The 25,672-nt window shown below is 64.2% G+C and carries 21 protein-coding genes and 1 tRNA gene; 10 read left to right on the top strand and 12 right to left on the bottom strand.

Translation table 11 applies throughout. The features are described from left to right. Positions 1–11 precede the first annotated feature (11 nt). The 4 genes from truB (at position 12) to PF049_11995 (ending at position 4,532) form a co-directional block, all read left to right on the top strand. Positions 12–1,025 (top strand): tRNA pseudouridine(55) synthase TruB, encoded by a 1,014-nt coding sequence (gene truB, locus PF049_12010; GenBank protein ID WBY16302.1) that lies wholly within the window; start codon positions 12–14, stop codon positions 1,023–1,025. Between the two features lie 12 nt (positions 1,026–1,037). Beyond that, entirely contained in the window at positions 1,038–1,307 is a 270-nt protein-coding gene (gene rpsO, locus PF049_12005; protein WBY16301.1) for a 30S ribosomal protein S15, read from the top strand. Between the two features lie 186 nt (positions 1,308–1,493). Beyond that, entirely contained in the window at positions 1,494–3,776 is a 2,283-nt protein-coding gene (gene pnp, locus PF049_12000; GenBank protein WBY16300.1) for a polyribonucleotide nucleotidyltransferase, read from the top strand. A gap of 72 nt (positions 3,777–3,848) precedes the next feature. Next, positions 3,849–4,532: a spermidine synthase gene (locus tag PF049_11995; protein ID WBY16299.1), complete on the top strand. Its 684-nt coding sequence runs from the start codon at positions 3,849–3,851 to the stop codon at positions 4,530–4,532. A gap of 30 nt (positions 4,533–4,562) precedes the next feature. On the opposite strand, the gene PF049_11990 is transcribed toward PF049_11995, so the two are convergent. Then, the gene (locus PF049_11990) at positions 4,563–5,084 is read right to left on the bottom strand and encodes a DUF1993 domain-containing protein (GenBank protein ID WBY16298.1); all 522 of its coding nucleotides are present in this window, start codon (positions 5,082–5,084) and stop codon (positions 4,563–4,565) included. A gap of 80 nt (positions 5,085–5,164) precedes the next feature. Further along, positions 5,165–5,857, bottom strand: a complete 693-nt coding sequence (locus tag PF049_11985) for a GcrA family cell cycle regulator (GenBank protein ID WBY16297.1) — start codon at positions 5,855–5,857, stop codon at positions 5,165–5,167. 143 nt (positions 5,858–6,000) lie between these two features. Between PF049_11985 and PF049_11980 the strand changes: the two genes are divergently transcribed. Continuing rightward, on the top strand, positions 6,001–6,876 hold the full coding sequence (locus tag PF049_11980) for an ABC transporter permease (GenBank protein WBY16296.1): 876 nt from the start codon (positions 6,001–6,003) through the stop codon (positions 6,874–6,876). 21 nt (positions 6,877–6,897) lie between these two features. Here PF049_11980 and hspQ read toward each other — a convergent pair whose 3' ends face one another. Further along, positions 6,898–7,278, bottom strand: a complete 381-nt coding sequence (gene hspQ / locus PF049_11975) for a heat shock protein HspQ (protein ID WBY16295.1) — start codon at positions 7,276–7,278, stop codon at positions 6,898–6,900. Positions 7,279–7,474: 196 nt separating this feature from the next. Between hspQ and PF049_11970 the strand changes: the two genes are divergently transcribed. The 3 genes from PF049_11970 (at position 7,475) to PF049_11960 (ending at position 9,658) form a co-directional block, all read left to right on the top strand. Beyond that, positions 7,475–7,563 (top strand) — tRNA-Ser (locus PF049_11970). A gap of 86 nt (positions 7,564–7,649) precedes the next feature. Continuing rightward, the gene (locus PF049_11965; GenBank protein WBY16294.1) at positions 7,650–8,729 is read left to right on the top strand and encodes a Gfo/Idh/MocA family oxidoreductase; all 1,080 of its coding nucleotides are present in this window, start codon (positions 7,650–7,652) and stop codon (positions 8,727–8,729) included. A 2-nt stretch (positions 8,730–8,731) separates the two neighbouring features. After that, positions 8,732–9,658, top strand: coding sequence for a TauD/TfdA family dioxygenase (locus PF049_11960; protein WBY16293.1), 927 nt, complete (start codon positions 8,732–8,734; stop codon positions 9,656–9,658). Here PF049_11960 and PF049_11955 read toward each other — a convergent pair. Continuing rightward, positions 9,651–11,366, bottom strand: coding sequence for a solute:sodium symporter family transporter (locus PF049_11955; protein ID WBY16292.1), 1,716 nt, complete (start codon positions 11,364–11,366; stop codon positions 9,651–9,653). The two genes, PF049_11960 and PF049_11955, sit on opposite strands and share 8 nt — an antisense overlap. Before the next feature lie 159 nt (positions 11,367–11,525). On the opposite strand from PF049_11955, the gene PF049_11950 reads away from it, so the two are divergent. Then, positions 11,526–12,602, top strand: coding sequence for a putative sulfate exporter family transporter (locus PF049_11950; protein ID WBY16291.1), 1,077 nt, complete (start codon positions 11,526–11,528; stop codon positions 12,600–12,602). A gap of 22 nt (positions 12,603–12,624) precedes the next feature. On the opposite strand, the gene PF049_11945 is transcribed toward PF049_11950, so the two are convergent. Further along, positions 12,625–13,098 carry an Lrp/AsnC family transcriptional regulator gene (locus tag PF049_11945; GenBank protein WBY16290.1) on the bottom strand — a complete coding sequence of 158 codons (474 nt, stop codon included), beginning with the start codon at positions 13,096–13,098 and terminating at the stop codon, positions 12,625–12,627. A gap of 102 nt (positions 13,099–13,200) precedes the next feature. On the opposite strand from PF049_11945, the gene PF049_11940 reads away from it, so the two are divergent. Next, complete coding sequence (locus PF049_11940) at positions 13,201–13,437, top strand: DUF6356 family protein (protein ID WBY16289.1); 237 nt, start codon at positions 13,201–13,203, stop codon at positions 13,435–13,437. Positions 13,438–13,446: 9 nt separating this feature from the next. Here the strand turns inward: PF049_11940 and ppc are convergent, their stop codons facing one another. The 7 genes from ppc to PF049_11905 form a co-directional block, all read right to left on the bottom strand. After that, on the bottom strand, positions 13,447–16,119 hold the full coding sequence (ppc, locus tag PF049_11935; protein WBY16288.1) for a phosphoenolpyruvate carboxylase: 2,673 nt from the start codon (positions 16,117–16,119) through the stop codon (positions 13,447–13,449). Then, on the bottom strand, positions 16,116–17,093 hold the full coding sequence (glk, locus tag PF049_11930) for a glucokinase (GenBank protein WBY16287.1): 978 nt from the start codon (positions 17,091–17,093) through the stop codon (positions 16,116–16,118). The genes ppc and glk overlap by 4 nt, the downstream gene beginning before the upstream one ends. Continuing rightward, complete coding sequence (edd, locus tag PF049_11925) at positions 17,090–18,928, bottom strand: phosphogluconate dehydratase (protein ID WBY17921.1); 1,839 nt, start codon at positions 18,926–18,928, stop codon at positions 17,090–17,092. The genes glk and edd overlap by 4 nt, the downstream gene beginning before the upstream one ends. Position 18,929: 1 nt before the next feature. Further along, positions 18,930–20,411, bottom strand: coding sequence for a glucose-6-phosphate dehydrogenase (zwf, locus tag PF049_11920; GenBank protein WBY16286.1), 1,482 nt, complete (start codon positions 20,409–20,411; stop codon positions 18,930–18,932). 77 nt (positions 20,412–20,488) lie between these two features. Next, entirely contained in the window at positions 20,489–22,012 is a 1,524-nt protein-coding gene (locus PF049_11915) for a tryptophan 7-halogenase (protein ID WBY16285.1), read from the bottom strand. Beyond that, positions 22,009–24,051 (bottom strand): glycoside hydrolase family 97 protein, encoded by a 2,043-nt coding sequence (locus PF049_11910; GenBank protein WBY16284.1) that lies wholly within the window; start codon positions 24,049–24,051, stop codon positions 22,009–22,011. Before PF049_11910 ends, PF049_11915 begins: the two co-directional genes overlap by 4 nt. Continuing rightward, positions 24,048–25,670 (bottom strand): alpha-amylase family glycosyl hydrolase, encoded by a 1,623-nt coding sequence (locus PF049_11905; GenBank protein WBY16283.1) that lies wholly within the window; start codon positions 25,668–25,670, stop codon positions 24,048–24,050. The genes PF049_11910 and PF049_11905 overlap by 4 nt, the downstream gene beginning before the upstream one ends. Positions 25,671–25,672 lie beyond the last annotated feature (2 nt).

Below are 25,672 nucleotides of genomic sequence, written 5' to 3'. Positions count from 1 at the left end.
AGGCGGACCTTGTGACACGTGCCCCGAAACCTTCGAATCGCCGTCCTGCCTCCGGCTGGATCATCCTCGACAAGCCGCGAGGACTGGGATCGACCCAGGCCGTGGGTGCGGTGAAGCGTAACCTGCGCGAGGGCGGCCATGTGAAAACCAAGGTCGGTCATGGCGGCACGCTGGACCCGCTGGCCGAAGGCGTCCTGCCGATCGCACTGGGCGAAGCGACGAAGCTTGCCGGGCGGATGCTGGATGCCTCCAAGATATACGAATTCACCATCCGGTTCGGGGAAGAGACCAGCACGCTCGACAGCGAGGGCGAGGTGGTCCAGCGGTCCACACGCCGCCCGCCAAGGGCCGCGATCGCTGCCGTGCTGGAGCATTTTACCGGCGCAATCGAACAGGTGCCGCCCGCATTCTCCGCCGTGAAGATCGACGGCAAGCGCGCTTATGACCGGGCGCGGGCGGGGGAGGCGGTGGAGATGAAGACGCGTTCCGTCGTCATCCATTCGCTCACATTCCCCGGCGCGCCGGAGGGCGAGGAAGCGACAAGCGCCTTTGCCACCACGGCGGGCCGGCCCGACCCTTACGACCCGGCCGCGCCGCTGGAACTGGCCGACGACGTGACGCTGGTGGCCCATGTCAGCAAGGGGACATATATCCGTTCCCTGGCACGGGATATCGCACGCGCGCTTGGAACCGTGGGGCACGTGACCTATCTGAGGCGAACGAAGGCCGGGCCGTTCACGCAGGAACAGGCGATTTCGCTGGACAGATTGAACGAAATCGGTAAGGGCGCGGACCTTCAGGAATATCTCCTGCCGTTGGAGGCAGGGCTGGACGACATCCCGGCCCTTTCCCTCTCTCCCGACGACGCGCAGGCGGTCCGACAGGGCCGGAAACTTTCGGGACTGCCCCAGACCGACGGGCTCTACCTTGCGACACGGGACACTGTTCCGGTGGCGCTCGTGGAACTCGAAGGTGGCACGCTTCGCATCGTGCGGGGTTTCAACCTATCCGATGTCGCAGAGTAAGAGAGAACTGACATGTCGGTATCCGCCGAGAAGAAACAGGAAATCATCAAGGACAACGCCCGCGAAGACGGCGATACGGGCAGCCCGGAAGTGCAGGTCGCCATCCTGACCGAACGCATCCGCAACCTGACGGAGCACTTCAAGGGCCACCACAAGGACAACCACTCGCGTCGTGGTCTCCTCCAGATGGTCAACCGCCGTCGCAGCCTCCTCGCCTATCTCAAGAAAAAGGATGTGGAGCGCTACAACGCCCTGATCGCGAAGCTGGGCCTTCGCAAATAAGAGTTTCGTGAAAGGCGGCTCCGACAAAGGGCCGCCTTTTTCGCATGTGGCGCCACGTTGCAATCCGGCAGCGGGTGCCTTCCAAGGGAAGCCGAAAGATGGCTTCATACCGCACCGGGGCGGCTACCCCGGAACAGTAGGCCCCGCCCCGCAATAAGGCGCCGGCGGGTTCATTTAGGATAATCAATGTTCGACAAGAAAACCGTATCGATCGAGTGGGGCGGCAAGACCCTCACCCTCGAAACCGGCCAGATCGCCCGTCAGGCTGACGGCGCCGTGCTGGCCACCTATGGCGAAACCGTGGTGCTGTGCGCCGTGACCGCCGCCAAGAGTGTTCGCGAAGGGCAGGACTTCTTTCCGCTCACCGTCCACTACCAGGAAAAATTCTCCGCTGCGGGCCGTATCCCGGGCGGCTTCTTCAAGCGCGAAGGCCGCGCGACGGAGAAGGAAACGCTGACCTCCCGCCTGATCGACCGCCCCGTTCGTCCGCTCTTCCCGGAAGGCTTCTACAACGAAATCAACGTCATCGCGCAGGTCCTCAGCTATGATGGCGAGACCGAGCCCGATATCGTGGCCATGATCGCGGCATCGGCTGCGCTGACCATTTCGGGCGTGCCCTTCATGGGTCCGATCGGCGCGGCGCGCGTCGGTTTCCGCAATGGCGAATACGAACTCAACCCGAGCCTTGCTTCCGCGCTCGACGAAGACGGTCGTCTCGACCTCGTCGTCGCCGCGACGCAGGACGCGGTGATGATGGTCGAATCCGAAGCCAAGGAACTGACCGAAGAGGAAATGCTCGGCGCCGTAATGTTCGCGCACGAGGAAAGCCGCAAGGTCATCGGTGCAATCATCGACCTGGCCGAAAAGGCTGCCAAGGATCCGTGGGAAATCGACACTTCGGACGATACTTCCGCGATCAAGGAAAAGCTGCGCGGCATCGTGGGCGACGACATTGCCGCCGCCTACAAGATGACCAGCAAGGCCGACCGTTCGGACGCGCTCAACGCCGCCCGCGAAAAGGCCAAGGAAGCTTTTGCGGACGAAGAGCCGCAGACGCAGATGGTCGCCAACAAGGCAGTCAAGAAGCTGGAAAGCGAAATCGTTCGCGGCGCCATCCTGAAGGACGGCACCCGCATCGACGGCCGCAAGCTCGATCAGGTTCGCCCGATCGAGGCGATGGTCGGCCTGCTGCCCCGCACGCACGGTTCGGCCCTGTTCACGCGCGGTGAGACGCAGGCAATCTGCACCACCACGCTGGGCACCAAGGATGCCGAGCAGATGATCGACGGTCTCGAAGGCCTGTCGTACAACCACTTCATGCTGCACTACAACTTCCCGCCCTACTCGGTCGGCGAAGTCGGTCGCTTCGGCTTCACCAGCCGCCGCGAGACCGGTCACGGCAAACTCGCATGGCGCGCGCTGCACCCGGTTCTGCCGACGCATGAGGATTTCCCGTACACTATCCGCATCCTGTCGGACATCACCGAGTCGAACGGCTCGTCCTCGATGGCCACGGTATGCGGCGGCTGCCTGTCGATGATGGATGCCGGCGTTCCGATCGAACGCCCGGTGTCGGGCATCGCCATGGGCCTGATCCTGGAAGGCGACGATTTCGCCGTCCTGTCCGACATCCTGGGTGACGAAGATCACCTCGGCGACATGGACTTCAAGGTTGCAGGGTCGGAAAACGGCATCACTTCGCTCCAGATGGACATCAAGGTTGCCGGCATCACGCAGGAAATCATGAAGACCGCGCTGGAGCAGGCGAAAGCCGGCCGTGCGCACATCCTGGGTGAAATGAACAAGGCGCTGACCGGCGCCCGCACCGAGGTGTCGAAGCACGCTCCGCGCATCGAGACGATGCAGATCGACAAGTCGAAGATCCGCGACGTCATCGGCACGGGCGGCAAGGTGATCCGCGAGATCGTGGCCGAAACCGGCGCCAAGGTCGACATCGACGACGAGGGCGTGATCAAGATCTCGTCCAGCGACGGCGAGCAGATCGAAGCTGCGAAGAAGTGGATCGAAGGCATCGTCGAAGAGGCGGAAGTCGGCAAGATCTACACAGGCAAGGTCGTCAACATCGTCGACTTCGGCGCATTCGTGAACTTCATGGGCGGCAAGGACGGTCTCGTCCACGTGTCCGAAATGAAGAACGAGCGCGTGGAAAAGCCGACCGACGTCGTGTCGGAAGGCCAGGAAGTGAAGGTCAAGGTCCTCGAGATCGACAATCGCGGCAAGGTCCGCCTGTCGATGCGTGTCGTCGACCAGGAAACCGGCGAAGAGCTGGAAGACACGCGTCCTCCGCGCGAGAACAAGCCTCGCGGCGGTGGCGGTGATCGCCGCGGCCCGCGCGGTGGCGGCGGTGGCCGTGGTCGCGGCGGCGACCGGGGCGGACGCGGCGGCAACCGTGACGGCGGGGGAGACTCCGACGGCGGTGCCCACGTGCCGGACTTCCTGAAGGACTGATCCTTCGGACCTGCCAGAAGAGAGGGGCCGCGACGTGTTCGCGGCCCTTTTCATTCGTGAAAGAGAGCGATCATGCTACCCCGTGAAACCATCGCCACCGCCAGTATTCCGCAGGGCGACACGCTGACCCTCGTCAGCCATGGCCGCGATTTCATCATCATGCTCGGCCGCGACGAGCTGATGGGCACGCGCATGCAGTTCAGTGAGGAACAGCTGGCGCAGCTCACCATGGAACAGCTCGAGGCACGCGCGCCGCGTGTGCTGATCGGCGGATATGGCATGGGCTTCACCTTCCGTGCCGCGCTAGAGGCGCTGCCGGATGAAGGCGGGCAAGTCGTGGTGGCGGAAGTCGTGCCCGACATCCTCGACTGGGCGAAGGGACCGCTCGCGCACCTGACGGGCGATACGCTGGACGATCCCCGCGGCGAGGTTGCGATTGCCGACGTAGCGGCCCTGATCGACGATGCCGTCGATGGCACGACCGCGAAATACGACGCCATCCTGCTGGACGTCGACAATGGACCCGACGGCATAGTTCGCGAAGGCAACGAACGCCTTTATACCCGCACCGGCATTGCCCGCTGCCGAGACGCGCTGAACCCCGGGGGCATGCTGGCCATCTGGTCGGCGGCGGACGACCACAAGTTCACCGGCCGCCTGAAGGACGCAGGCTTCGACGTGGAGGTCCGTGCCGTGAGGGCGCGGCCGAACAACAAGGGGCCGCGCCACACGATCTGGTTTGCCCGCCGCCGCTGACCGCAGGCGCGCTGACGGACAGGGCTGGCTTCAACCGGCCAGGCGCATTCGTCCCATGAAATTCATCTTGCCCACGCCCACGCCCTTCATCCGCAGGATGTTGTAGGCAGTGGCGGCGTGGAAATAGAAGTTCGGCTGGCTGAAACTGAGCAGGAACTGGTCGGCGGTGAAGTCCAGCCGGTTTTCCTTGAACTCGAACCGCATCGGCTGGCCGACGAAGCTTTCCATCTCCGCCTCGTCCAGCCCTTCCATGAATTGCGTGGCTCCGGCCAGCTTCTCGCGCAGGGCGGCAAAGCTGGTGGGCGGCGGATTGAGGTCGGGCGAATAGACGCCTGCCCGCACACCCTCGACCGCGCCTCGCGTATGTTCGGCAACGCATTTCACCTGGTATGTGAAAGGAAGCATGTCTTCGATGATGCGTTCGCCGATCATGTCGGCTTCGCTCACGCCCTGTTCGCTGCACCATGTCTCGGCCTTCCCCAGCAGGTGACCGGCAGTGCCCAGCATCTGCAAGGCGCTGGGGACATAGGCGGCGTGAAGCGAAATCGGCATGGTGGACTCCCTCGGAAAATGTCTCGTAAACGAAAAGGCCCGGCTGTCTCGCGACGGCCGGGCCTTTTATGTCTGAAAAGTCAGCGTACGCGCGGTCCGCCGAACGGCAGCGGCGGAGGGGGACGGCGCGCACCACGGGGCAGCTGTGCCTGGTAGGCCCGGCCGCAATGCTCGACGCAATAGGGGAAGCCGGGATTGACCGCTTCGCCGCAGAAATGGAAATCGGCTTCGCCCGGATGACCCATCGGCCAGCGGCAGACCTTTTCCGACAGGTCCAGCAGGCTGGTCTTGTCGGCGATTTCGGGGCTGGGCTTTTGCGGGACGAGGCGGCGCGGCGGGGCCGGCGGGATCGGCGGCTGCTGGTCGCCCGGGCCCTGGCGCAGGAACCCGCCGGGGCCGACGGACACGATCTTCGGCATGTCGGACCGCTTTTCCGGCATGGGTTGGGGGGCCTTGCTGTCGCCAGAGACCTGCGCGGGTCCGGCAGCGGGGCGAGCAGGCGCGGCCGGCGCAGGTTTTGCAACCGGCTTGGGCGCAGGCGCTGCCTTTTTCGGCGGCGCCTTGGGAGCGGCCTTCGCCGCCGGCTTAGCAGCTGCTTTCTTCTTCTCGCCGGCCTTTACCGGGGAGGGGCGCGATTTCAGGCCCAGGCGGTGCGCCTTGCCGATCACGGCGTTACGGCTGACCCCGCCAAGCTCTTCGGCAATCTGGCTCGCGGTGGAGCCTTTTTCCCACATCGTCTTCAGCTTGGCAGTGCGTTCTTCGGTCCAGCTCATGGATGTCCTGTCATCAAATCTCTGCGCCGATTCGGGCGCCGTGTGCAGCCCACATAAGGCGCGATAGTGTCTTTACCAGCCTTCCCTCGTCCTGCCTGCACCCGTTCTTGCACGGCTGGTGGCAAGCGCCTAGCGATGCGCGCATGAAACAGAGCGCTGACAGCCCCGAAATCGTGCAACCGCAGGGACAGGCAAGCCCGGCGTTCTCACCGCGCGGAGAGCCCCTGATAACAGGCGTGAACCGCATCGGTTTGTGGAGCCTTTATATGAAGGAGGTGCGCCGTTTTCTCAAGGTCCAGATCCAGACCGTCTGGGCTCCGGCTGTCACGACCCTGTTGTTCCTCATCATCTTCTCGGTCGCGCTGGGCCGGGGCGGCCGAGAGGTCCTGGGCGTGCCTTTCGCCAGCTTCGTCGCTCCGGGGCTGATCGTGATGGGCATGATGCAGAACGCGTTTGCCAATTCCAGCTTCAGCCTGCTGTCGGGCAAGATACAGGGGACCATCATCGATCTGCTGATGCCGCCCTTGTCGGAAGGGGAGCTGATGACCGGCATCGTGCTGGCGGCCATCACGCGCGGGGTAGCCGTGGGCGGTGCGGTCGCGCTCGCCATGGTGCTTTGGCCGGGCGTCAGCCTGTGGCCGGCCGAGCCATGGGCGATCGTCTGGTTCGGCCTGATGGGGACGACCATGCTGTCCCTGATGGGGCTGATGACGTCCATCTGGTCGGAAAAGTTCGATCACAACGCGATGATCACCAATTTCATCGTCGCCCCGCTCAGCCTGCTGTCGGGCACGTTCTACACGATCGACAATCTCGCACCCGTTTTCCAGGCGGTGAGCCGGGCCAATCCGTTCTTCTACGTGATTGCCGGCTTTCGCTACGGGTTCCTGAGCGAAAGCGACATCGGCGAAGGCGCCGGGGCAGTCGTGCAGGCGGCGATCGGCCTGGGCGTGTTCAACCTGCTGTTCGCGGTCATCGTGTACCGCGTCCTGAAATCCGGCTGGAAGATAAAGGACTGATCCGGCCAGACCTTCGGAGCGTCAGTGGGTCAGCTTGCGCTGCATCTTGTAGCGGCCCTTGCTGAACGCTTCGAACAGCTGCGATACTTCAGGATGTTCGACCGGCCCGCCATCGGGATCGGCCAGCAGGTTCTGCTGGCTGACATAGGCGACGTAATTGCTTTCGTCGTTTTCGGCGAACAGGTGGTAGAAGGGCTGGTCGCGCCGGGGGCGGATGTCCCTGGGAATGGATTCGTACCATTCATCGCTATTGGCGAAGACGGGGTCGATGTCGAAGATGACGCCGCGAAAATCGAACATCTTGTGACGCACCACATCACCGATCGCGAAGCGCGCACTGGCACTGCGCGGCACTTCGATTTCGCGGCCTGCCGTGGAGGAGAAATACACCGAGTTGTCCATGGATCGGCATATAGTGTGTCTGCCAGCGCCCGGCAATGCGGCCACAAGGTCCGGTCCCCCGAGAGGTTCTAAAGCCCGGGGTGGGACGCGCGGTGATAGCGTATGGCAAAAGGGGGTTGGCAAGCCGCAGGCCTTGGGCTAACCGCCGCGCTCCTGACGACCCATGCGCGACAGCGCAGGAGCGAAATCCTCGTGCGGAGAGGTGCCGGAGTGGTCGAACGGGGCAGTCTCGAAAACTGTTGTGCCTTCTGGGTACCGTGGGTTCGAATCCCACCCTCTCCGCCACCGGTCCAATGCCTGCCCATGATGATCTTCACGGAATGACAGCATGAATTGCTGGCCTGGCTGCCGGCTTGGGCTAAATGCGTTTCATGAGTTCGCAATTTCGCTATTCGATCGCCGGGTGCGGCATGATGGGCCGCGAACATATGCGCAACGTCGCCCTGGTTCCGGGCGCGCGGCTGGTCGGTATTTGCGACCCCGACGAGGGTTCGCGCGAGGCGGCGCGGGTTCTTGCGGAAGAGCTGGGACAGGCGCCGGAATTCTTCTCCGATTGCGGCGCAATGCTGGACACTGCGAAGCCTGATGCCGTCATCATCGCGTCCCCGAACATGACGCATTTCGATGTGGTCCGGCAGGTCATGGCGGCGGGGCCGGCAATCCTGCTGGAAAAACCGATGTGCACCAACCTCGCCGATGCCCGCGCGCTGCACGCCATGGCGGCCAATTACCCCGCGCCCATATGGGTTGGGCTCGAATACCGTTTCATGCCTCCGGTCGCGCGTTTCATCGAGCGGGTGCATGCGGGCGAAACGGGGCCGGTGAAGATGGCCAGCATCCGCGAGCACCGTTTCCCGTTCCTGGAAAAGGTCGGCGACTGGAACCGCTTCAATCGTAACAGCGGCGGCACGCTGGTGGAGAAATGCTGCCATTTCTTCGACCTGATGCGACATATCCTGCAGGACGAACCGCGGCGCATCTATGCCAGCGGCGCGCAGGACGTGAACCATCTGGACGAACGCTATGATGGCGAGGTGCCCGATATCATCGACAACGCGGTGGTGGTGGTCGATTTCGTGCGCGGGGCGCGCGCCGTGCTGGACCTGTGCATGTTTGCCGAAGGGTCGGAGCAGCAGGAGGACATCTATGCCCTCGGCCCGGCAGGAAAGCTGGAAGTCGCCCTGCCGCGCGCCAGCGTGATCTGGTCCCCGCGCGACCGCAGCGGACCGGTGGCGGAACCGGTGGCGACACCGGCCGAAGCGCTTGCGGCAGGCGATCACTGGGGCGCCACCTATTACCAGCTATGCGCGTTCCACGATTGCCTTGCATCGGGCAAGGCGCCGCAAATCGGCACGCTGGACGGCCTGCGTTCGGTCCAGATGGGCGTGGCCGCACAGGAAAGCATGGCAAGCGGGCAGGCCGTCGAACTGGACTTCGGGAAGGACGCATAGACATGGCCAGCACACCGGACACGAAGGATTTCCCGGCGGTCATCCACGGGCAGGGCGATCTTGGCGAATTCCTCTCGCAGCAGAAGACCGCTGTGGACGATGCGCTGCTGCATGCCGGGACCTTGCTGTTTCGCGGGTTCGACGTGCCCGATGCCGGGCATTTCGATGCCGCTGTCGAAGGGTATGGGGAAGACGGCTTCACTTACGAGGAATCGCTGTCGAACGCGGTGCGCGTCAATGTGACGCCGCGTGTCTTCACGGCCAACGAGGCTCCGCCGGAAACCGAGATTCACCTGCATCACGAAATGGCGCAGACGCCGATCTACCCCTCGAAACTGTTCTTCTATTGCGAAATCGCGCCTAGCGAGGGCGGGGCGACGCCCGTCTGCCGGTCGGACTGGCTGCTGGAGCGCATGCGGGCAGAGGCGCCCGAAGTGGCCGAACGCTTTGCGCGCGAGGGCGTGCGTTACACCAATGTCATGCCCGGCGCAGACGATGCCGGTTCGGGCCAGGGGCGCAGCTGGAAAAGCACGCTGGGCGCACAGACGCGCGAGGATGCGGAGAGACGCCTCGCCGCGCTCGGTTACGAATGGCAGTGGCGCGAAGATGGCAGCCTGCGCGCAACGACGCCCGTGCTGCCTGCCATTCGTGAACTGCCCGATGGGCGGGAGACGTTCTTCAACCAGCTGATCGCCGCTTTCCGAGGCTGGTCGGATGCCCGTAACCGGGCCGACAAGTCGGTTACCTTCGGCGACGGCACGCCGGTTACGGCAGAGGACATGGCACCGGCCATCGAAGCGTCAGAGGCGTTGACGCGCGACGTGGAGTGGCAGGCGGGCGATGTCGCGCTGCTCGATAATTTCCTGGTCATGCACGGGCGGCGCCCCTTTTCCGGGAAGCGCCGGGTGCTGGCCTCGCTCGTCAGCTGACAGGCGCGGGCATCCCCCTTCGCCGCGCGGCAAGCCAGATTGCGACATTCGCCATGACCAGGCCCGCCATCGACAGGCCGAACAGGTCGCTGAACCCGGACTCCCCCGCCAGCGCCAGCGGCGAGAACAGCAGGTAAAGCGCCACGACGCAGGAAAACAGCGTGCCTGCCAGCGGTTTCGCATAGCGCCATTCTTCGAGGTCGATTTCATGACGCGGGGTGAAGGACCAGGGAGTCTCTCGCGGCCTCCAGTAACCCGCGGCCAGCATGATCGCGACCTCCGCGAGGAACAGCAGGGCGTATTGGTGGATGAAGTGCAGCGTCACCACATCGTCCAGCACGAACCGCAGCAGCGCGTAGACGACGACGTGAAAGACGATGGCGATCTTCGCGCCCAATGCGGGCACGCGGCGGGTGAAGAGGCCGACTATGACGATGGCGATGGTCGGGATGTTGTAGAAGCCGGTGAAAACCCGGATGACCTGCCACAGGCCTTCCTGCGCGAAATGAAGCAGCGGCGCGATGGCAAAGGAGAACAGCGCGATGACGACGCTGGCAAACTTAGCCACGCGGACCAGCTCGGCATCATCGACCGCATCGTTCCTGGCAGGGGCATAGACGTCGATCGCGAACAGGGTCGCTGCGCTGTTTAGCAGCGAGTTGAACGAGCTGAAAACCGCGCCCAGCAGGACCGCGAGGAAAAATCCCGACAGCGCCACGGGCAGAAGGTCCGCCACCAGCCGGGGATAAGCCTGGTCGATGGTCGCAAAGCCCGGTCCGTAGAGATGGAAGGCGATGACCCCGGGGATCATCATCATGAAAGGGACCATTATCTTGAAGAAGCCGGACGCCAGGACGCCCTTCTGACCCTCGGCCAGCGACCGCGCACCCAGCGTGCGCTGGATGACATACTGGTTGGTGCACCAGTAGAACAGATTGGCGAAGATCATCCCGGTGAAGATCGTACCGAACGGCGTCGGGGATTGGGCGTCCCCGATAGCATTCAGCTTTTCGGGATGGCCGGCGAGCAGGCGGGACAGCCCCCGAGTGAACTCGCCGTCCCCCAGCGCGATCAGCCCCAGGACCGGTATCAGTATCCCGACGATGAGGAGGCCCACGCCGTTGATAGTGTCCGAAACGGCCACCGCTTTCAGGCCGCCGAAGACCGCGTAGATCGCACCTGTCACGCCGATTGCGACGATCGTGGCGACCAGCGCGGGGACATAGGCAAGACCGGTCAGGCCCGGTACGTCGAACAGGGCCATGACGGCGACCGAGCCGGAATAGAGCACGGACGGAATGGTCACGAGACCATACCCGAGCATGAACAGGACGACGGACATCCTGCGCACGCTCTCGTCGAACCGGTCGGCCAGGAACTGGGGCAGGGTGGTGAATGCCCCGGCGAGGTAGCGCGGCAGGAAAACCAGCGCCATCGCTATGGTCGCCACCGCTGCGGTAACTTCCCACGCCATGCTCGACATGTCGTAGCCATAGGCCGATCCGTTCAGCCCGATCAGTTGCTCTGCCGAAAGGTTCGTCAGCAACAGGGAGCCGGCGATGAACGTCGCGGTCAGGCCCCGCCCGGCGAGGAAATACCCCTCGCCCGTGCTGGCTGTCCCGCGCGTCCGGTACCAGCTGGCAAAGCCGACCAGCGCCATGAAGACAATGCAGGAAAGCCCTGTGAAAAGGATGTCGCCGCCTGCCAATCGAACCCCCGCTTCACAGGCAGGTAACGAGGCCCGCCCGGTGCCCGAAGCGCTTCTCGGCCGTTCCGGCATGCGAAGTCAACAAGGGCGGCGATGCGCATGGCAGGTTGTCGGCGGGCATCCCTGCGCGCTATCGGCACGTATGATGGAGGCGCGCGGATGAACCGTCAGGCTGAGAATTTCTATGCAGGCGACCTTTTCGGAGAGCTGCACCAGGCCGATGCCGCCATCGATGCTGCGCCCGCTCGCCTGAGCTGGAGCGATTACCTGCCGGGGCTGGTGGTGTGCAGCGTGGCATCGCTGGCCGCGGCATGGCTTGCCGAACATTACGGCTTTCCCATCATCCTGCTGGGCCTGCTGATCGGCCTCGCTATGAGCTTCATCGCGAGCGTGGAGGTCACGGCCCCGGGACTGGATTTCGCCTCGCGGCATTTCCTTCGCGCCGGCATCGTCCTGCTGGGCCTCCAGGTCACCTTCGCGCAGGTTGCGGGGCTGGGCTGGATCGCCTTTGCCGGAACGATGCTGGTCATGGCCTGTGCCTTCGCAGCGGCGATCATCGCGGCGCGCTGGGCCCGGGAAGGGCGCGAGGCAGGCATTCTGGCAGGCGGCGCGACGGCCATCTGCGGGGCATCCGCTGCCCTCGCTCTATACGGGGTCATCGGGCGCGACAGGCTGGACCGTGCACGGTTCTCCGTCGCGCTGGTCGGGGTGGCCGTTGCCAGCGCCATCGCCATGTCGGCCTATCCTGCCATAGCGCAGGGCATCGGCCTGACGGACAAGCAGGCAGGCTTCCTGATCGGGGCATCCGTCCATGATGCCGCGCAGGCCATCGGCGGGGCCTACAGCTATTCCGACCATGCGGGTGCCGATGCGACCGTGGTGAAGCTGGCGCGGGTCGCCATGCTCGGTCCGGTGGTGGCGCTGGTCGCCCTGTGGCTGGGCCGGGGCGAGGGCGGGACCAATTCCGCCTGGCGCAAGGTTGCCATGCCTTGGTTCATCGTCGGCTTCTTCCTGTTGCTGGCGGTAAACAGCGTCGTCACCATTCCCGAGGCGCTGACAGGACCTGCCCTGACTTTATCGAAGGCGCTGCTGTTGCTCGCCGTGGTTGCCACCGCGATGCGGTCGCAGCTGGGACTGCTGATAGAGGCTGGCTGGCGAGCCCTGGTGCCCGTGGCGGTGGCAAGCTGCGCCTCGTTCGTTGTGGCGCTGGCCGTGGCAATCCTGGCGATCGACTAGCGGGAAGCGGTCGCGGCGGCGCTTAGAGCGGCAGGGCGGTCGTGCTTTTCATCTCTTCCATGGAAAAGGTGGCGGTCACGTCGGCGAGGTCGGGAAAGCGGGACAGCATCCGCTGGTAGATGCGGTCGTAATCCGCAATGTCGCGGACCCGCAATTTCAGCAGGTAATCGACATCGCCCGCCATCCGGTGGCACTCGGTAATCTCGTCGATCGTCTCGACGGCCCGTGCGAACGCAGCCAGCCATGCCGGATCGTGCTGCCGCGTGCGAATGGCCACGAACACGGTCGTGCCCAGACCGACGCTGGCAGGGTCGACGATTGCGACACGGCGGGAGATGATCCCCGCGTCCTCCATCCGCTTTATCCGTCGCCAGCAGGGATTGGCCGATAGCCCGACCTTGTCCCCGATGGCCTGGATGGAAAGCGTGGCGTCTCGCTGCAGAACGCCGACAATTCGCCTATCAATGGAATCCAGTTCTATGTTTCCCGATTTCATTGGGGCAATTTACCCGAAAATCAGGTGGGAACAATGATATTTGGGACATAAGGCCCGACAGGGCGCGATATATTGCCTTCAAATCCGCGAAGGAGGGAAAGCATGATTGTCCGCAAGTTCACCCAGCATCCGCATTCGGTCGGCGAGACCTATTGGCAGCACCTGGCCCATGCGAGCGGCTTCGGCCTGCGCATGATGGCTGGCGGGGTCGCCTGCATGCTGCACGGCCTGCTCCCCTTCCTGTTCGTAAAGACGGGCAGCAGGCAGATCGAGACCCTGCATGGCAGGATGGTGGTCAGCCGCAGCAGAATGCCCCAGCCGCTCGATTTCGTGATCTGACGGTCAGGCTCAGCCGCTGTTCCTCAGCGCGGTGGCAATGGCATTGATCGACAGCTGGATACCTTCCGCTATCCGCTCGTCCGTCTCGCCCGCGCGGTGGCGCTTCAGCAGCTCGATCTGCAGCAGGTTGAGCGGCTCGATATAGGGGAGGCGAAGGCGGATCGAAGCGTTGAGCTTCGGCGATTTTTCCAGCAGGTAGGACTGGTCCGTCACCTCCAGCAGCACGTCATGCGTGCGGTGCCAGGCATCGCGGATCTGCGGAAAGATATGCGCGGCAAGATCACGGTCTTCCATCAGTTCCGTGTATTGTTCGGCCAGTGCCATGTCGGATTTCGACAGGACCATCTCCAGATTGGCGAGCGTATTCGAGAAGAAGGCCCAGCCCTGCGCCATGTCCTTCAGGTGGGCCATGTCGGAATGCGCAGTCAGCGCCTGGCCGACGCCGTACCAGCCCGGCAGCATGACGCGGGCCTGCGCCCAGGAAAAGACCCAGGGAATGGCGCGCAGGTCCTCGATTGCATTGGTCGCCTTGCGGCTTGCCGGGCGCGAGCCGATCTTCAGCGTCGCAATTTCCGCAATCGGGGTCATCTGGCGGAAGAAATCGACGAAGCCGTCCGTGCCGTAGACAAGGCCGCGATAGGCATCGAACGCGGTGGACGACAGCGTGTCCATGGTTTCCATGAACCCCTGGTACCGCGCATCCGGCAGCCGCTGCGGTTCCAGTGTGGCCAGCATGCTGGCCGTCGCCATCGCTTCCAGATTGGTGCGCGCGCTGTCCGCAGTACCGAATTTCGCAGCGATAACCTCGCCCTGCTCGGTAATGCGGATGCGGCCCTGCACCGTACCCGGGGGTTGCCCGCGGATTGCCTCGAAAGCGGATCCGCCGCCGCGGCCGACGGAGCCGCCGCGTCCATGGAACAGCTGCATCCCGACGCCGGCATCGGCAAAAACCGGGGCCAGCGCCTCGCTCGCCTTGGCGAGGTTCCAGCACGAGGTCAGGTAGCCGCCATCCTTGTTACTGTCGGAATAGCCGATCATCACTTCCTGGTGACCGCGTGCGCGCGCGATATGCGCGACTTCGGGCAGGGCGAAGTAATCCGCCATTACGCCCGGTGCATTCTCGAGGTCGCCGATGGTTTCGAACAGCGGGACCGCCATGATGGCTGCGTGGGGTTCGTCGCCGGACCGATAGAGACCCGCTTCGCGCAGCAGCACGTGGACTTCCAGCAGGTCGGACACGGTTTCCGCCATGGATACGACATACTGGCTGATGCATTCGGGGCCGAGAAGGCGGTGCGCCTCGGCGGCGGCGTCGATGATGGCGAGCTCGCCGGTGGTCTCTTCGGAATACTCGCTCCACGGCGATCGAAGCGGGCGCCCGCCTGCCAGTTCCGCGCGCAGCAATGCGATGCGCGCCGGTTCGTCGAGACAGAGATAGTCGTCCTGCACGCCCGCCGATTTGAGCAGTTCCGCAACGACTCGCTCATGCACGGCGCTGTTCTGCCGCATGTCGAGCGTCGCCAGGTGGAAGCCGAAAGTGCGCACGCTGCGAATGAGCCGGCCCAGCGCGCCCTGCGACGCCAGCGTCTCCCCGCCGAGACCGGCAAGAGCGCGTGCAAGTGTCCTCAGGTCTGCGGAGAACTCGGCGGGGCCGTCATACGGCTCGCCATCTCCGAGCGGTGGACGGGCGGGCTTCTTGCCGACCAGCCGTTCATAGGTGGCGGACAACCGGTTGTAGATGCCGATGATGGCGCGCCGATAATGCTCGTCCGAACGGTGCGCGGATGTGTCGCCGCTGGCATCGGCGAGCGCGCGCACTTCGGGCGCGATGTCGGCAAGTTCGCTCGAAATGGACAGTTCGGAACCCAGTTGATGCAGGGCATCGAGGTAATGGGTCAGGACCGTGTCGGCCGCCCCCCGCTGGGCATAACGCAGCGAATCTGCGGTCACGAACGGGTTGCCGTCGCGGTCGCCGCCGATCCAGCTTCCCAGCCTCAGGAAGCTGTCCGGACGTTCGCCCAGCACCTTTTCCCACTGGCCGTAAAGTCCGGGCAGGACCGGCAGGAAGACATCGCGCATGAAGGCGAGTGCATTGTCCACCTCGTCGGTGACGCCCAACCGTTCGCGGCGAAGGGTGCGGGTGCGCCAGAGCAGGGCGATCTGCCGCACGATGGCTTCTGCGACGTCATCACCTTCGGGGGTGGTCGTCGCGCCGGTATCGCGCATCTGCATCAGTTCGGCGATACGGGCGCGGTGGTCGATCACGCTCTTGCGCCGGACTTCGGTCGGGTGCGCGGTCAGGACCGGTGCGATCAGGGCGTCGTCCAGCATGGCCAGGATATCGGCCGTGGAAACGCCGTGATCCTTCAGTTCCCCGACCGCAGAGGCGAAGTCGATCTTGGTATCGACCATCACGCCCTCGCGGTCTTCCGCGAGATTTGCGAGCATGGAAAACAGGCCGAAACCGCGAACGAAGGAGAGCGTGTCGTCCAGCCCCAGCCGGTCGAGGCCGAGATCGGTCGGCGTTTCGCCGCGATGCCGTTCGACACTGGCGGAACGGATGCGTTCGGTATGCTCGAACAGGTCCTGCCCCCCTTGTTCGCGGATCACGTCTCCCAACAGCTTACCGAGATAGCGGATGTCCGGGTTCTGCTGGATGGCGGGGCGGGAGGGGGCATTCATTCGTGTTCGCTCCAATAGGCCGCGGCTGCGCCGTAGAGGCCCGGTTGTGGGTGGACGATCAGCTTGACCGGGATAGTGGCCATTAGCGCGGCGAAGCGGCCCTTGGCCTCGAACCGCTCGGCAAAGCCGGATCGGGGCAGGTGTTCGCGCAGGCGGTATCCGAGACCGCCGGCAATGACGACGCCCTGGAAGCCGCCCTGGGCCAGCGCGATGTCGCCCGCGACGCTTCCGAGCGAGAGGCAGAAACGGTCCAGTGCAGCGGCGGCAAGGCTGTCCTGCCCGCTCATCGCCAGCTTCCAGGTCTCGACATCGTCCAGTTCCGGAATGGTCCGGTTTTCCATCCGCGCCAGCGTGGCGTGGATGTCGACGATGCCCGGGCCTGACACCACGCGCTCGATCGACACGCGGTTGTGACGGCGGCGCAGGCGTGCGAGGATCGCATCCTCGATGCTGTCGAGCGGGGCGAAGTCGATATGGCCGCCCTCGGTTGAATGGACGTGATAGCCGCCTCTCCAGCGCCTGAGATGCGCCACGCCGAGGCCGGTTCCCGGGCCGAGTACGCTGAACGTCCCTTCGCCCGGGAGTGGGCCATCCGGGCCTGAGAGGTGGACCAGTTCCTCGTCCGGCGCGCGCGCGACGGCATGGGCCACTGCGGCAAAATCGTTGACCACCGTCCAGCTGGATACGCCCAGCTTGCTTTCGATGAGGGCAGGCCGGATCACCCAGGGATTGTTGGTGAAGCGGATGACATCCCCGCCGACGGGTCCGGCAATGGCAAGCGAGACGGCACCGGGCAGCGTACCGCCACGGCGTTCGCGGAAATCTTCCCATGCGGTCTGGAAACTGGCGTGATCTTCCGTCGCCAGCGTGACGGGCTCGTCCAGCTCTATGCTGCCATCCGCGCTACGCGAGGCGATGGTGAAGCGAGCATGCGTGCCGCCGATATCGACTGCGACCAGCGTGTCTTCGCTCACAATCCCGCCTCTTTCAGCATGGCACTGCCGCCCTGTTCGGCGGGGTCGCTATGCCGGCGCATCATGGCAAACAGTTCGCGCCCGGTGCCCCATTCCTCCGCCGGCGGCGCGGCCTGTTCGCGTGCTGCCCATTCGGCCTCGTCGACCTTTGCCTGCAACGTGCCCTCGCGAGCGCAGACCCTGACGATGTCGCCATCGCGCAGCTTGCCCAAAGGCCCTTCGTGCCATGCCTCCGGCGAGCAGTGGATGGCAGAGGGAACCTTGCCGCTGGCCCCGGACATGCGGCCATCGGTGACAAGAGCAACGTGATAGCCCCGGTCCTGCAAGACGCCCAGCGGCGGCATCAGTTTGTGCAGTTCGGGCATGCCGTTGGCAGCAGGACCCTGGAACCGTACCACAACAACCACGTCGCGGTCCAGTTCGCCCGCCTTGAAAGCCTCGCCCACCGCGCTCTGTGTCTCGAACACGCGGCACGGGGCCTCGATCGTCCGGTGTTCTTCCTGCACGGCGCTGGTCTTCATCGTGGCGCGGCCCAGATTGCCATGAAGCAGAGCAAGGCCGCCATCGCGCTGGAAGGGATCGGATACCGGTTTCAGCAAGGTATCGTCGTGGCTTTCCTGCGCGGCCTGTTTCCACACCAGTGCATCCTCTTCCATGAAGGGTTCCTGCGCCCCCTCCATCAGCGACGCGCCATAGACCGTCATGATGTCGGGATGGGCGAGACCGGCATCCAGCAATTCGCGAATGACGTAAGGCATTCCGCCGGCCGCGTGGAAATAATTGATGTCGCCCGCGCCGTTTGGATAGACGCTGGCGATCAGCGGGACGACCCGGCTCAGCGCGTCCATATCGTCCCAGTCCACCACGATGCCTGCCGCGCGCGCGATGGCGGGAATATGGATCACGTGGTTGGTCGATCCCCCGGTGGCGAGGAGACCCACCACCGCGTTGACGATCGCCTTTTCGTCGATGCACCGGCCCAGCGGGCGGTAATCGGCGTTTTCCTGTCCGTCCTGCGTCCAGCCGATCTCGGTCACACGGTGGGTCGCGGCCCGGGTCAGTTCCTGCCGCAGTTTTGCGCCGGGATTGACGAAGCTGGAGCCGGGCAGATGAAGCCCCATCATCTCCATCATCATCTGGTTGGAATTCGCCGTGCCGTAGAAGGTGCAGGTGCCCGCGCCGTGATAGCTCGCGCTTTCCGCCTCCAGCAATTCCTCGCGGCCGACCTTGCCCTCGGCATAAAGCTGGCGGACGCGGATCTTTTCCTTGTTTGCGAGGCCCGACGGCATGGGTCCTGCCGGCACGAGGATGGTCGGCAGGTGGCCGAAGCGCAAGGAACCGATCAGCAGGCCGGGCACGATCTTGTCGCAGATGCCCAGCAGCAGCGCGCCTTCGAACATTCCATGGCTCAGCCCGACTGCCGCGCTCATCGCGATGACATCGCGGCTGAAGAGGGACAGCTCCATGGAGTCCTGTCCCTGCGTCACTCCGTCGCACATGGCAGGAACGCCGCCTGCGACCTGCGCCGTCGCACCGCGTTCGCGGGCGGCGATCTTGATCTGCTCGGGGTAGCGTCCGTAGGGCTGGTGGGCGCTCAGCATGTCGTTGAAGGCAGTGACGATGCCGATATTCATGGCGTGACCGCTGCGGATCGTGGGCTTGTCTTCTCCGCTGGCAGCAAATCCGTGGGCAAGATTGCCGCAGGACAGGTTCGGCCTGTGAACCCCCTGGTCGCGCTGGCGGTCGATCAGGTCCAGATAGCGGGAGCGACCGTCCCTTGATCGCGCGATGATCCGGTCGGTGACCTTTGCGACAGTGTCGTTGATGGCAGGCATATCACTCATTCCAGCTGACCCCGTCCCTTTCCGTCAGGGCGATGGCGGCGCTGGGGCCCCATCCACCCGATCCGTAGGACTTGGGCTCCATGTTTTCCTTCGCCCAGGTTGACCGGATATCGTCGATCCAGCGCCACTGGGCCTCAACCTCGTCGCGCCTCACGAACAGGGTGGGATCGCCGTCGATCAGGTCCAGCAGCAGGCGCTCATAGGCGATCCTGCGACGCGCGCGGCTGAACGCCTGGGTGAGCGACAGGTCGAGCGGCACCTCGCGCAAGGTCACGCCGTCGCGGTCCATGCTGGGCTTCTTCGCCATGACCATCAGGCGGACATATTCTTCCGGTTGCAGGCGGATGACCAGGCGATTGGCATTCAGCCTGCCGCCGCGCTCTGCAAAGATATTGTGCGGCACGCATTTGAACTGGATCACGATTTCGCTGCGGCGCTCGGCCATGCGCTTACCGGTGCGCAGGTAGAAGGGCACGCCCTGCCAGCGCCAGTTGTCGATATGGGCTTTCAGCGCGACGAAGGTTTCGGTGTCGGACGCCTCGCCAAGATCGTCTTCGTAGCTTTCGACCGCGTTTCCGGCGACCGCGCCGCTGCCATACTGGCCGCGCACCATCTCGGCGGGCTTCACCGGGCGCAGCGAACGCAGCACCTTCACCTTTTCGTCGCGCACGCTGGTCGCGTCGAATTCCGCCGGGGCTTCCATCGCGGTAATCGCGAGCAATTGCAGCATGTGGTTCTGCACCATGTCGCGCAGCGCACCGGTGTCGTCGTAGAAGCCGTGCCGACCCTCCAGCCCCACTGTCTCGCTGACGGTGATCTGCACGTGCTCGATCCCGCCCGCATTCCACAGCGGTTCGAACATCATGTTGGCAAAGCGCAGCGCCATCAGGTTCTGGACCGTCTCCTTGCCCAGGTAATGGTCGATGCGGAAAATCTGGTCTTCATCGAAAGCGCTGGCAACCGCGTCGTTGATGACGGCAGAGCTGGCGAGATCGTTGCCGAGCGGCTTTTCCAGGCCGATGCGGACGTGTGTCCCGGTCAGGCCGGCATGTTTCAGCCCCTTGATGGTGGGTTCGAACAGGAAAGGCGCGGTCGAGAGGAAGATCGACAATCCGCCGGAAATATCGCCCAGTTTCGCGGCGAGGTCGTCGAACCCCTCCAGCGTGGAAGCGTCGAGCGGCTGGTATTGCAGGCGTTCGAGGAAGCTTGCGATACTGCCGGAATCCCTGCGGTCCTCTGGCAGGTATTCCTCCAGCGCCTCCTTTGCGAAGTCCCGGAACCCCTCATCGTCGAGTTCGCTGCGGGCCGTGCCCGTGATCCGCAGGTCTGCGTCGATCAGCTCGTCTTCATGCAGGGCGAACAGGGACGGCAGAAGCATCCTCTTCGCAAGGTCGCCGGTCGCCCCGAACAGCAGCAGGCTTGTCGAAGGCTTCAGGGAATTGGCAGCGGAAATGGCGCGGCTCCTCTGGTGCACAGATGTGATCAGTCTGCGATAAACACCTATCGCTTGCCATGGAAATACGAATGCGGCGGCGAAGGGTGCCCGCCGTCCTAGCCCTGGGGCAGGAAGGGAAAATTCTGCGCGCAGGCATCCAGCATGACAGCGACAGCCTGTCGGTCGGCAATCCGGACGGTTTCGGGCACGGGATGCATCTTGTCTGGGGAAGGGAAGGTACCATAGCCTGCGAACAGGCAGTGCCAGCTGGCATTGGCGTAATAGCTGCGGCCGCCATAGGCGCGCTCGTTCGCCTCGCGCATGTCGCCGTGACGGAACCAGGCGGTCATCATTGTTTTCAGCCCGTCGGAAAGATCGTCATTGGCGGCATTCTCGCGCCAGTACTGCGTATCGGTCCGCTGGTTCAGGCGGTAATGCGCGACGATGTAATCGCGAATGCCGTCATAGCGTGCCGCGATCGAGGCGTTGAAGGCGTCGCGGTTCTGGGGGCCGAACCCGCCCTGTTCATAGGCGCGGGCAAATTCCAGGGCGGTGACGATGACGATGTGCAGGGCCGTCGCCTCCAGCGGCTCGAGGAAACCCTGCGCCAGTCCTGCGGCAAGGCAGTTTCGGGTCCAGCTGTTCTCGACCCGGCCCACCTTCATGTCGAGGAACCGCGCCTCTGCCTCTTCTGCGGCAGGTCCGAGCGCAGCACGCAATTCCGTTTCCGCCTCGGCATCGCCGGTATGGCGCGAGCTGAAGACATATCCATTGCCTACGCGGCTGGTGAGAGGGATGGACCAACGCCAGCCGTTCTTCATCGCGATAGCGTCCGTCTGTGGTTTGTATCCGCCCTGATGCGGCGTCGGCATGACCACGGCGCGGTCGTTAAACAAATTGCCGGAGAATGCGCGGAATGGCGTACCCATTCGCCCCTGTGCGATCACACTGCGAAAACCGGAGCAGTCGACGAACAGGTCGCCCTCGATCCTCTCTCCTCCATCGCACAGCAATGCTGCGACGTCGCCTTCCGGCCCCATCTCGATCTCGCTGACGGTCAGCGGACGATGGACGATGCCGCGCGCGGTACCCCATTCGCGCAGAAATTGGCCCAGGCGATGCGAATTGAAGTGGTAGCCGTAGCTGGGCGCGAAGGGAAAACTGGCGTTCGCTTGCGCTGATTTCCCGCGCGAGGCGAGGACGGTGGCAAGGAACCAGTCGTCCGGGTGCGCAGGCGCGTCGAACCCGCGTCGTGCGGCGGCGCAATTGGCGACGAAGCCCGGTTCGCTATGCAGGTCGACGGGGCCGGGGAAGGGGTGGAAATAGCTTTCGTAACCGGGGCGCTCGCTCCAGCCGGAAAACCGGATGCCCAGCTTGTAGGTCGCCTCGCACGGCCCCATCCATTCGTCCTCGGCAATGCCGAGATGGTCGAAGAATGCTTTCAGCTGCGGCGTCGAACCCTCGCCAACGCCGATGATCCCGATCTGCGGACTTTCGACGACGGTTACATGGCCTCCGCGCTGCCCCCAGGCGTGGTGGAGAAGGCAGGCGGTGATCCAGCCCGCGCTGCCCCCGCCAAGGACCACCACGCGGGGCGGCTTGCCGGACGCTGCGCGCGGGCCAGGACCGTCACTGCTCACTCCTGGGGGACCAGCCGCATGGCAAAGCCGCCTCCAGGGGCGAGGCGCACGGTATAGGTATCGTCCGATGTCAGCATGACGGTATCGTAGGCGATATCGTGCCGGTCCTCTGTCAGATAGGTCGCACCCGGCCCGTCCTTCCACACCTGCGCTTCGTATACGACGCCATCGTCCAGCACATCTAGAGGCAGATCCACCGTCCGCTGCGTCGCATCGTTTACGCCGCCAAGATACCAGTCTTCGCTCGCCCGGTCCTTGCGCGCGAAGATCGCGTAATCGCCCACTTCGCCCGCGACCAGATGGCTTTCGGCCCAATCGGCGGGGACCTGCTTGATGAAATCCAGTTCCCGCGGATGGGCTTCCAGGCTTTCGATGAAGTCGGCGGCCATCTGGATCGGCGAATAAATGGCGAGATAAAGACCGAGCTGTTTCGCCAGCGTCGATGCGATAGGCACGTCCTGGTCGCCCTTCAGCGAAAGCACGCCCGGCGTGTAGTCCATCGGGCCCGACAGCATGCGGGTATAGACCAGCGTGGGGTCATGTTCCGGTCCGTTGTTGAACGGCCCCCACGCATTGTATTCCTGCCCCCGCGCGCCTTCCCGGGCGACCCAGTTGGGATAGGTGCGCCTGATGCCTGTATCCTTTACCGGCTCATGCGGGTTGATGGCGATCCGGCGCCTTGCTGCCTCTTCCACCACCATTTGGTGGTGCTGCACCTGCCGCTGTCCGTCGTGCCATTCGAACAGTTCGGTATTCTCGTCGCACGGATCGTCGATGTCCGCATTGCAGGACACGATCCCGCCGGCATCCGCAACATAGCCGGTCTTGATCCAGTCGATGCCGAGGCTCTCGTAAAGGTCGAGCGCGTCGCCCAGCTGTTTTTCGTAGTTGGCGATGTTCCCGCTGGTTTCATGGTGCCCGATGATCCGCACCCCCTTCGAGCGCGCATACGCGGCTACGTCTTCGAGGTCGAAATCGGGATAATCCTGCGTGAAGCTGAATTCGCGGCCATTGTTGAACCAGTCGCCATCCCAGCCGATGTTCCAGCCTTCGATCAGGACGCCGCGAAAGCCATGCTCGGCGGCGAAATCGATATACTCCTTCGCGCGCTCGGTCGTCGCACCGTGACGTTCGCTGGTGCCCCAAGTCCAGCGATTGGAGATCATTCCCCACCAGATACCGATATATTTCGCCGGCTCCACCCATGCGACGTCGCCCAGCCTATTCGGCTCGTTGAGGTTCAGTTCCAGATCGTTCTCGACCAGGTGGGCAGCCTCGTCGCCGATGCGAATGGTGCGCCAGGGCGTCGTGAAAGCGCCCTCGCGCACGACCTTCGCACCGCGGCTGGACGGGGCCAGCATGGCGCGAAAGCGCTGCCCATCCATCCGGCGCAGCCACATGCCGGAATAATCCACCAGCGCCGCTTCGTGGAACGACAGATGCGTCCCGTCGTCCAGCCGCATGGTCATGGGCGTGTGGGCAATCGACACCGCGTCGACCGGCGTTTCCTGGTACACCATCTCGTATCGGTTCCAGTCGCCGCCCGGGATCCACCACGCGGTGCCCGGCGATGCGATATTGAACTCCGTCAGTTCGTTCGTGATGTTCCATACCGGTTGGTCGGGATCATCCGGGAATTCATAGCGAAAGCCCACGCCGTCATCGAATACCCGCATGCGGACGGTCAGCGCGCGGTCGGCAGTATTGCGCGTCTCGCGAAACGTGACAGCCAGCTCGTTGTGATGGTCGCGTACGAAGCGGCGTTCGCCCCATGGCTGCTCCCAGGTGCCGTCATGACTGTCGCGCGCCTCACTCTCGACCACGAAGTTGCGGCGCATCATCTCGGCATCGCTGAAGGTAAAGCCCAGGTCGCTTTCGGCGATGATTTCCTTGCCATCGCGTGTGACGCGGTAAAACGGCACGCCGTCGCCATCGACGTCCATTTCTGCCACGATGCGGCCATCGGGCGAAGCGACTTCGGCAGCGGCCAAGGGGGCGGCCAATGCGCCAAGGGCGATGGTGGCAAGAAGGCGTGTCATAGCTCGGTCTCCAGGAACAGGGCGGCATGGCCCGGCAGTGTGCCGGGCGCTGCGCCGTTGACGGCCAGCAGGATGCGGCCCGCAGCATCGATCGCGATCGGATCGGGCGAAAGGTTGAACAGGCAGCGGACCTGCGTACCCCGATATTCCCGGACGAGGTCCAGCACCGAGCCTGCTGCCTCGCACGACCGCACGTCTCCGTGATGGAGGGCCGGGGCAGCGTTGCGCAGCGCCAGCACCTCGCGCGTGAAAGAGAGGAGGGAGCCGTCGTCCGCGTTCTGGACATCGACGGCCCTCGCGACGTTTTCCTCGCCATGCGGCAGCCATGGCTGGTCCGCTCCGAACCCGGCAGAAGGCGCGCCCGCTTCCCACGGCATCGGGGTGCGCGCACCGTCGCGCGAGAGGGTCAGCGGCCAGTTGGCGATGGCTTCGGGATCGTGCAGCTGGTCGAAAGGGATGTCGACCTGCGTCAGCCCCAGCTCTTCGCCCTGCCACAGGATGATATTGCCGCGCAGGGACGCGAGGAGAGCGATCTTCAGCCGGGCGAAGGCGTCGCGGTGTTCCGGAGCGCACCAGCGGGACAGTGCCCGCGGTGCGTCATGGTTCTCGAACGCCCAGCTGGGCCAGCCAGCCCCTTCCTCGCCGGACCACTGCGCCAGCGCGCCGCAGACCAAGCCGGGGGTCAGCCGGTCGGCATAGAGGAAATTGAAACCGTACGCGGAATTGAGATGCGTATCGCCCTTCGTGAACGCCTTCATCTCTTCCTCCGCATCGTCGCCGCCGACTTCAGCGACGGTGAAGATGGCATCGTAGCGGTCCGTCAGCCGGCGCATGCGGGCGATGAAGCCCGGAATACCGGGGTGGGATTGGTTGTAGACGCGCCGCTGGAAATCGAACGGCCTCGTGCGCGGCTTGTCGCTGGGCGGGGCAGGGGGATTATCGCGCAAATGCGGGTCGTGCATCAGGAAGTTCAGCGCATCCACGCGAAAGCCGTCGACGCCCCTGTCCAGCCAGAACTGCATGGCCGACAGCAGGGCGTCCTGCACATCGGGATGGTGTCCGTTCACCTGCGGCTGGCTGCTGAGGAAATTGTGCATGTAATACTGGCCGCGCCGTGCATCCCAGGTCCATGCCGGCCCGCCGAAGACCGATTGCCAGTTGCTGGGCGGCGTTCCGTCCGGCCTGGCATCGGCCCAGACATACCAGTCGGCCTTTGGATTGTCGCGGCTGGCGCGGCTTTCGCGGAACCACGGATGTTCGTCCGAAGTGTGCGAATATACCTGGTCGATCAGGACTTTCAGGCCCAGTTCGTGTGCGCGCGCAACCATCGCGTCGAAATCGGCCAGGGTCCCGAACAGAGGATCGACGTCGCAGTAATCGGCCACGTCATATCCGAAATCCCGCATGGGTGACGTGAAGAAAGGCGACACCCAGATGGCATCGACACCCAGCGAGGCGACATGGTCCAGCCGGCTGGTAATGCCCGGCAAATCGCCCACGCCGTCGCCATCGGAATCCATGAAACTGCGGGGATAGATCTGGTAGATTGCCGCGCCCTGCCACCACGGCAGGTCTTCCTGCGTCGCGGATGCCGGGTCTTGCATGCTGACACTGGCCATCG

The organism is Erythrobacteraceae bacterium WH01K (genome assembly GCA_027941995.1).
Taxonomy (GTDB): Bacteria; Pseudomonadota; Alphaproteobacteria; order Sphingomonadales; family Sphingomonadaceae; genus CAJXSN01.
Note: the sequence above shows the minus strand (reverse complement) of the source record. Positions and strands in the feature narration are given on the sequence as shown.

What these genes read in the sequence shown, in the direction of transcription:
- rpsO (WBY16301.1), top strand. Translation starts at nt 1,038, where the DNA reads ATGTCGGTATCCGCCGAGAAGAAACAGGAAATCATCAAGGACAACGCC.
- pnp (WBY16300.1), top strand. Translation starts at nt 1,494, where the DNA reads ATGTTCGACAAGAAAACCGTATCGATCGAGTGGGGCGGCAAGACCCTC.
- PF049_11995 (WBY16299.1), top strand. Translation starts at nt 3,849, where the DNA reads ATGCTACCCCGTGAAACCATCGCCACCGCCAGTATTCCGCAGGGCGAC.
- PF049_11990 (WBY16298.1), bottom strand. Translation starts at nt 5,084, where the DNA reads ATGCCGATTTCGCTTCACGCCGCCTATGTCCCCAGCGCCTTGCAGATG.
- PF049_11985 (WBY16297.1), bottom strand. Translation starts at nt 5,857, where the DNA reads ATGAGCTGGACCGAAGAACGCACTGCCAAGCTGAAGACGATGTGGGAA.
- PF049_11980 (WBY16296.1), top strand. Translation starts at nt 6,001, where the DNA reads ATGAAACAGAGCGCTGACAGCCCCGAAATCGTGCAACCGCAGGGACAG.
- hspQ (WBY16295.1), bottom strand. Translation starts at nt 7,278, where the DNA reads ATGGACAACTCGGTGTATTTCTCCTCCACGGCAGGCCGCGAAATCGAA.
- PF049_11965 (WBY16294.1), top strand. Translation starts at nt 7,650, where the DNA reads ATGAGTTCGCAATTTCGCTATTCGATCGCCGGGTGCGGCATGATGGGC.
- PF049_11960 (WBY16293.1), top strand. Translation starts at nt 8,732, where the DNA reads ATGGCCAGCACACCGGACACGAAGGATTTCCCGGCGGTCATCCACGGG.
- PF049_11950 (WBY16291.1), top strand. Translation starts at nt 11,526, where the DNA reads ATGAACCGTCAGGCTGAGAATTTCTATGCAGGCGACCTTTTCGGAGAG.
- PF049_11945 (WBY16290.1), bottom strand. Translation starts at nt 13,098, where the DNA reads ATGAAATCGGGAAACATAGAACTGGATTCCATTGATAGGCGAATTGTC.
- PF049_11940 (WBY16289.1), top strand. Translation starts at nt 13,201, where the DNA reads ATGATTGTCCGCAAGTTCACCCAGCATCCGCATTCGGTCGGCGAGACC.
- ppc (WBY16288.1), bottom strand. Translation starts at nt 16,119, where the DNA reads ATGAATGCCCCCTCCCGCCCCGCCATCCAGCAGAACCCGGACATCCGC.
- edd (WBY17921.1), bottom strand. Translation starts at nt 18,928, where the DNA reads ATGCCTGCCATCAACGACACTGTCGCAAAGGTCACCGACCGGATCATC.
- PF049_11910 (WBY16284.1), bottom strand. Translation starts at nt 24,051, where the DNA reads ATGACACGCCTTCTTGCCACCATCGCCCTTGGCGCATTGGCCGCCCCC.
- PF049_11905 (WBY16283.1), bottom strand. Translation starts at nt 25,670, where the DNA reads ATGGCCAGTGTCAGCATGCAAGACCCGGCATCCGCGACGCAGGAAGAC.